Source organism: Capnocytophaga sp. oral taxon 338 str. F0234, from assembly GCF_000192225.1.
Lineage (GTDB): Bacteria > Bacteroidota > Bacteroidia > Flavobacteriales > Flavobacteriaceae > Capnocytophaga.
Genome location: NZ_GL872413.1, coordinates 268,094 through 274,111, shown reverse-complemented (window position 1 = coordinate 274,111; position 6,018 = coordinate 268,094). Strand labels below are relative to the sequence as shown.

Annotated in this window: 6 protein-coding genes; all 6 read right to left on the bottom strand. The window is 33.4% G+C overall.

Features of this window, described 5'->3' with window-relative positions:
• A partial coding sequence (tssO, locus tag HMPREF9071_RS01345; RefSeq protein ID WP_009744731.1) for a type VI secretion system TssO occupies positions 1–220 on the bottom strand: 220 nt, incomplete at its 3' end.
• A 29-nt stretch (positions 221–249) separates the two neighbouring features.
• Complete coding sequence (locus tag HMPREF9071_RS01340) at positions 250–1,389, bottom strand: hypothetical protein (protein ID WP_009744730.1); 1,140 nt, start codon at positions 1,387–1,389, stop codon at positions 250–252.
• Between the two features lie 86 nt (positions 1,390–1,475).
• Positions 1,476–2,153 carry a hypothetical protein gene (locus HMPREF9071_RS01335; protein WP_009412201.1) on the bottom strand — a complete coding sequence of 226 codons (678 nt, stop codon included), beginning with the start codon at positions 2,151–2,153 and terminating at the stop codon, positions 1,476–1,478.
• Positions 2,150–4,525, bottom strand: a complete 2,376-nt coding sequence (locus tag HMPREF9071_RS01330; RefSeq protein ID WP_009744729.1) for a hypothetical protein — start codon at positions 4,523–4,525, stop codon at positions 2,150–2,152. Before HMPREF9071_RS01330 ends, HMPREF9071_RS01335 begins: the two co-directional genes overlap by 4 nt.
• 2 nt (positions 4,526–4,527) lie before the next feature.
• Positions 4,528–5,532 carry a LysM peptidoglycan-binding domain-containing protein gene (locus HMPREF9071_RS01325; RefSeq protein ID WP_009744728.1) on the bottom strand — a complete coding sequence of 335 codons (1,005 nt, stop codon included), beginning with the start codon at positions 5,530–5,532 and terminating at the stop codon, positions 4,528–4,530.
• Positions 5,533–5,555: 23 nt separating this feature from the next.
• Positions 5,556–6,018: TssN family type VI secretion system protein (locus HMPREF9071_RS01320; protein ID WP_009744727.1), on the bottom strand; the 463-nt coding region annotated here is incomplete at its 5' end.

Here is a 6,018-nt window from a genome sequence, read left to right as displayed (position 1 = left end):
CCATCGCGACTTTTACCTTCTCTAAATCAGCAGCGAAATGGTTTTGTATGGCGATATCCTTTTCCAACTTGGCGTTCTTCTCCTTAAGCAATTTGTTTTCCTCAAAAGGGAAGTGCACATTGGCAAACATCGCTACCACCACAATGGTAACTGTGAGGACAAAAAAGAGGACGAAAAACCAATAGGCTTTTGTGCGTTGTTCTTTATTGACTATTTCCATAGTATTTATAACTTTAATTATTTAACAAATTAATCTACCAAGAGGCTGCGGGTACGCCTTACTATATCTTGATTTTCATTGGTTGTTTCAGCCACAAATATACCGCCATCAGGTTTTTTACCGATATAATCCAAGCGGCTTAGGTTGTTGTACAAGTCTTCTATCAAGTCCATAAACTCTTCTGTTACTTTGATATGCTTGCGGATATGGTTGTGGTTGTAGTGGGTATTGATAAGGGTGTTGAATACCTGCTCAAAAGCACCTTGGGTAAGGTTGCACCACTCAGAAAAATAGTTCAGCAATTCCTCTTTGCCTGCGCCTGAATGAGCATCTGTAAAGTTCTTCACAATACGTGCAAAGGCTGTTACTGAAAGCAGTAATTCGCAAGGTGGATTATAAGGCGACAGCAGTTCAAAACGGTTGATTTCCTGCCCTAAAAACACCAACATACGCTCATCTATCTTGTCTATCATTGCTGATAGCTCATTATTTTGCTTTTTGATATGGATTTTCTGTGAGATTTGTATAGCATAGTTCTCCATCTTTGCATAAAAGCTGCGAATGCGATGGTAGAGGTTTTGTAAGGAAGGATGTGCTATCACACAGCTGCAAGGGGGTATATAGGTATCGTCCAAACGAACTTGTCCATTGTCCATAATCACCCTACCTATCATAAGGTAACCATCACCCAAATCCTTATTCTTTAATTCTTCATCTGTATAGAGGTAAAGGGAGTAGGTGGGACGCAAAAAAGGAATACGCGGTGGGTATTCTTGTGTTGCTGCCTCTCCGTAAGGAGTTGGTTTAAACAATTCAGCGGTGATAAACACAGAAAAAGTGGCATTACCCTTCATTTCTGTCATATCCTTACTCAGCGTTAAGGTTTGTCCTTCTTGTGAGGCACTGATTTGTATACGTATTCCATTAGGAGTAACAGCGTGGCATTCTTCAAGGGTTAGTTGCAGGCAGTTGTAGTGATCCATCAGCACGTGCATCTTTACCGAATCACCAGCCATAGGCTGTAAGCCATAGTTAAGGTCTGTGGTTTGTAAGGCTATGGCATCTCTAACGCTGTCGGTAACAAAATCCTGCACAGCAGTAAAATGGCTGCTACTTAGCTTCATTCCGTCTATCCAATTTACAGGATAATGGGTGAGTAGATTGTTCATTGTTCTATCTTGTTTATTTTTAATTTGCAAATTCCTTGGTAGTGTTTTTAAGGAAATGTATTATTCTTTTCTATGATAAATTAATTTTATTGTTTCACTATTTTTCCTGTTTCAGTGATTTTAAATGTATCAGTCTGTTCAAAATTAAAATCTTCATCATCTTTTTCAATTGCAGTACACCCAAATTCTGTTTGTATTTTTATTTTAAAGTTTTTATCAATACAAAATGTTCGCTCTCCTGAACATTCATCGGCTAGACGATAATAAAGAATGATACTATCTATATAATTCCCTTGTTTATCAAATGTTTGCAACTCTATACGCGGTACTGAATATTCATTTACTCGTATATATCCATATAGAACGGTAGTTATAGAATCATTTATTTGTATTTTCTTTACAGCAAAAGGAGGAGAGTCTTCACTTTCTTGATAATAGGGGTAAGCTATGAAAACTTCTTCATTAGTTATAAAATCAATCGTACCTTTATGAAAAAGGGCATTTACTTCCTTGTTTAACGATTTTTTTAACTTATGAAAGCCTAAAAATTTATCAATATCTACATAATACAAATCATCTTTCACATAACTACCTTTTATACAAAAAGGCAACGAAACTTCTTCTAAATCATCAAACGAAATTTCTTTTTTAGAATTAGTTACGGTAAATTCTTCTTTTTCTGTTTTTTTGTCTGTAAAATTTGCATTTCGTTTACAAGCTATAAAATTGGCAGTAAGCAGCAAAAATAAAACTATTTTTTTCATTTTTCTATTATTTTAATTAAACTATGGTCAAATCCAGTTAAATGTAGATGGTGGTGGTGTCTAACTTCTTTCTGTATTATCTTACCTTTATCATCACGTTTTTCATCTATTCTTAAATGTCGTGTATGATTTAAAAGATATTTACTATTACCATTGTAAGTGAAATATTCGGAATACATTTTTTCTAATCGTCCCCAACCAAATAAATATAATGCATCGTTAAATTTATTTTGTTGTTCTACATCAAAATAAGAATATTCCAAATGTGTTGATTCTCCTTTTCTATTTGTAGATAAATATCTTAAATCGCCTTTTTCACCATTAAAATGTGATGTGCTGGGATAAGAACCTGCTTTATTATTACTAAATCCATTAAAACCTAAATAATCTATATTTAGTTTAGCCATTGCCCCAAACAATCCTGCATAACAATCAGGATTTATATAATACCGCTTAGAATCTGTATTTATTGTTAAAAACTTTAATTTAACTCCATTATTGTCATAACCTTTAAATTCTCTAATATCTATTAACTCAACTTTCTTGGTTCCTGCAATATTACCTTTTTTCATTTCTGTCGTCTCTAAAAATTTAAAGATACCTATTTCGTGCTCATTACCCTTTTCATCGTGATAAACATACTTATATTTTTGCTTAAACTCTTCTGCAATTTCTTTTGGTATATGCTTTTCAATACGCCCATCATAGTAAATATGGTAAGTTATAATAGATTGTATTTTTGCCATTTTCATCTTAAACCTATGCAACGCAGTGCCTGACAAGGTAGGTTTTGCAAGAGCAGCATTGGTATTACTAAAAATATCTATAAAGACATCACTGTTAATTTTCTTATCTTTATTAAAGACTATTTTTAGCTCAAAATCTTTTTTCTCTCCATCTATTTTTATTGTATTCCCTGACTTAAATGGCTTTTCTGTATTATCATCCTTTATTGTCATAGAGGTTATCCCTGAAGATAAAATATTATTGTAGCTATAGTTCAACTCATATTCATAAACATTTTCTGCTTCGGGGATTGTTGTTAAAAATAACCCTAAATAGCCTATTTTCTTACCTCCTCTTGGCGTTACAGAAAAGCGGATAATCATACTGTTGGTTTGTTTTACAGTTGTGATATCTTTTTCTTTGTATTCTGTTGCTACACTTGTTTTTTCATCAAGTACTTTTATCTGTTTTTTAGATTCTTTATCAAGTTTCAAAGAAACATTTTTATCATCTTTTACTTCATAAACTTCTTTTATTTGAATGTCAGGTAAAAATAAGCTATCAGTAGAAGGTGTTTTTTCTTTTTCGCTTTTTTCTCTAACACTTACTTTTACAGGGCTTTTACTATAAAAAGTTTTATCTTTTTCTTCTTCAAGGATAAGTGTCTTAGGTTTAGATGTTTTACTATCCTTAAATGTTTTTACTTTAATGATATAATCTTGTTCATATCTGTCTTCTCCCTCTCTATCTTTTCCTCCCCAAAGAAGCTTTTCGTCATCAATCTCAATCGGTCTTCCTATAAAGATATCATCTTTAAATGTGAGCACTCCACTACTTGTTATAGAGTCATCAGGGGTATATTTATCCTTTTCCAATATAAAATACTGAAAATATTTATTAATCATTCCTTCTGATTCAATACATACTCTAACTACATCTCCTTTCTTAAGTTTTGTTACCTTTTCCCCATTTTTATCTATAAAGTAGGCATCTTTTATTTCTCCTTTAACTTGAGTTGCTTTTTTACCATTTGTTTTTGGTGGTTCTCCAAAACTGGCTTCTACTTTAAAAGTGTGTTCTGTTGATTTATCTTTTGAAGTCTTATTTTTTATAAAAGCATCTAATACATCTGGGTATGTTATCAAAGGTATTTTTACTTCTGCTCTATCTTTATTGTCGACTTTTGCCTTAAAAACTTTTTTAGGTTCATCATCATTATTCCATAATAATTTAAAAGTTATCTCTTTATTTTGTAAACCCTGAGTTTCAGCCCATACAAGCAAAGTATCTTGATAACTTACTTTATTAGGATCACCATCTCCCATTTTCCTATGATCAACTTTTAATATTTTAGGTGTAACATTTGATTTATCAACTTCATCCTCAATGATCCTTCCCTTATTATCTACACGAATGATCAACATCCCCAAATGATTTTTCTTTTCTAATGTTTTATCATCAGGAGCAAAAATCATAATTTCAAATTCTCTTGCTACACTACCAAATTGACCAAATGTTTTTTCCTTTTTCTTGTCTGGTGTAGTATATGCTTTAGAGCTTCCCATGACATAAGCGACCCAAATATACTCTTTACCAGTATCAGCTCTAAATGTATGTTTGTTACGTATGATTTTTATATTTCCCATAGCTATATCTTTTTTATTATTCCTATCATATTTTTCCTATGTAACTCACCATTAGAATAAATATCTAATGAGGCTTCTACAACAGAAAGTTGTTGTGTGTCTTTTTCTGTAACGTATATAATCTCAAAATTACTCTCAAAAGGATCTATCCTATCTATAGCTTTCTTCCCTTTATACAATTCAGGTAAGTTATATTTTCTCTTCAACTCCCCCTTTACAATTGTTACTATCTCATACTCTTCAAATATCACTTCTGCTTCTAACTCATAAGGAATAAAAGCACTGCCTTGTACGGGGCAAAACTCCTCTTCCCATTTTTCGTTCTCTTTATGAAACCACTCCATACGAGGGAAAAGTACCTGATTTAAGAACGACATCTGTAAGCGTTCTATCATATATTCCTTATCTATGAGTTTTTCATAGAAAGCATCGGTATAACTTTTGGCTAACTCACCTTCAAAATAGCCTTCTATATCAATACGTTTTTGCGTAAATCGCTCAATGATTTCTCGGTGGTTTTCTATATCAGTGATCCCCCCATTTATAGATAGATGGTATCTTAATGGTTGCATCGCCTGCATACAAGCCGTTGCTAACTCGGTGAATTTAGTATCAGCCTCCTGATAAGTTGTATTTACAATCATACTCCAACCTTTTTCGGCTTTTTCCATCTGTAAAGAAAGTGAATAGTCTGTTTTTACTTCTTTATCTGAGGTAAGAACGACTTCTTTTACATCATAATCCTTTGCATAAAACTTCTTATCCAAATAACGCGAAGGGCGTTCTTGTTCTTTTAGTACAGCCTGTTGATGCTCTTGTAAGATGATGAGTTCTTCTTCTGAAGGAAGAATAATGCGCTCCGTTTTGGAAGTTAGCTTTTGTTCCAATAGTTCCCACAGCTCACAACGCATATTATGATAATGCCGCAAATCACTCACTGAGATTTGAAACTTCTCAGCAATCAACTGCAATGTATCGCCTTTTTTTACCTTGTATATTCTACTCATAAGCGTGTCATCTTAGGGTTATACTATTGAAATTCATAGGTTTCGCCCTCTTCCTCCTCTTCTTTAGGTTTATTGTCTGCGCCTTCTTTTCGTATACAGAATATTACACTGTTCTCAACGATGTTATTGGAAAGAAGTGTGCCATCTGGAATAATAAACCGCGTTTTCTCATACCACTTAGGTTGCAAGTAAAAAATCCAATGACACAAACCATTCTCATCTTCCGTTTGTATAGGTTCATTAGAGTGTTTTTCGTTGTAGTCTAATACAAAACTGTAGAAAAGTCTCCCAAAATCAATACGTGAGGGTGCTTTTGCTCTAAAAGAACTAAAATTCTCATCTGTTTCTTCCTTTTTTACTACTAAAGAGATGAGTACCAAGTCTCGCATTTCCTCATCCTTGATACTTCCTCTTTGCTTGTAATCAGCAGGGAATTGCCAAGACTCGTACTCCACAGGGGGTATGCTGATAGCTCTGTTAAAACTG